General features: G+C 74.8%; 2 protein-coding genes. One reads left to right on the top strand and one right to left on the bottom strand.

Annotation, left to right across the window (positions count from 1 at the left end; genetic code table 11):
- On the bottom strand, positions 1–536 hold a 536-nt coding region (locus AB0C29_RS49700; protein WP_360835542.1), incomplete at its 3' end, for a hypothetical protein.
- A gap of 96 nt (positions 537–632) precedes the next feature.
- Here AB0C29_RS49700 and AB0C29_RS49695 point away from each other — a divergent pair.
- Positions 633–1,132, top strand: a 500-nt coding sequence (locus tag AB0C29_RS49695; protein ID WP_360835540.1) for a nitronate monooxygenase, incomplete at its 3' end; no start/stop codon positions are given.

Below are 1,132 nucleotides of genomic sequence, written 5' to 3'. Positions count from 1 at the left end.
GCCAGCCGGGCGGCCACGTCCGGGCCCATGGGGGTACGGGTGAGCGCCGTCAACGCGTGCCGCACCGCCGCACCGACCCCGGTGCCGGTGCCGACGCGGGCGGCTGTCCGGACCGGTCCGCTCGTCTGCGCGCTGAGCAGGGGCTCGGGCACGAAGAACGAGAGCTGCCGGAAGTCACCGCCGAACGCCATGGTGAACGGCTCGCCGGTGTCCACCAGCGCCAGGTCGCCCGGCCGCAGCACGGTCCCGCGTCCCCGCTGGCTGATCAGGCTCGAGCCGCGGACCTGCAGGTTGGCGTAGTAGCCGGGGCGGTGGGACCGGCCGATGTCCCGCCCGGTGCGGCGCACCCGCTGGCGTTGCGAGTCGATCCGGGCCAGGTCGAGGCGGCCCAGCGGCCACTGGGTGACCTGGCCGGTGAAGGCGCCGCGCAGCTCGGACTCCGGGCTCAGCGCCAGGAACGCCTCGCAGATCAGCTCACGCCAGCAGGCGAACTGGTCCGCCGCGGCGACGGCCGACGTGGACCAGGTGTGTGGCACGGCTGCTCCTGTCCTGTTGCCGACGTCTGCGCTCCATGCAACTCCGGCTGCGCGCAGGGCGACACCGTCGCGACCGGCATCCGACACGGTGACCGGATGAGACTGCAGACCCGCTTCACCGACGCCTTCGGCCTGTCGACCCCGATTGCCCAGGCCGGCCTGGCCTTCGTCGGGGCCACCCCGGACCTGGCCGTTGCGGTCGGCAACGCCGGCGGGCTCGGCTCGCTCGGGGCCGGCCTGATGCCCGCGGCGGCGATCACCGCGGCGATCGCCGCCGTCCGGGCCGGGACCGACGGCCCGTTCCACGTCAACTTCATCACCGGGTTCACCGGGCCCGAGCAGATCGACGCGGTCTGCGCGGCCCGGCCCGCCGGGGTGTCGTTCCACTGGGGACATCCGCCGCAGGCCTGGATCGACCGGCTGCACGACGCCGGGATCCGTGTCCTCGAACAGGTCGGTTCGGTGGCCGGGGCGCAGCTCGCGGCCGGCGACGGCGTGGACGTGATCGTGGCGCAGGGGCTGGAGGCCGGCGGCCACAACGTCGCCGAGCTGCCGACGTTCGCCCTGGTGCCGCTGGTCGTGGACGCGGTGGCGCC

This window comes from Actinoplanes sp. NPDC048791 (assembly GCF_040650095.1).
Lineage (GTDB): Bacteria > Actinomycetota > Actinomycetes > Mycobacteriales > Micromonosporaceae > Actinoplanes.
This window is presented reverse-complemented; position numbering and strand designations above follow the sequence as displayed.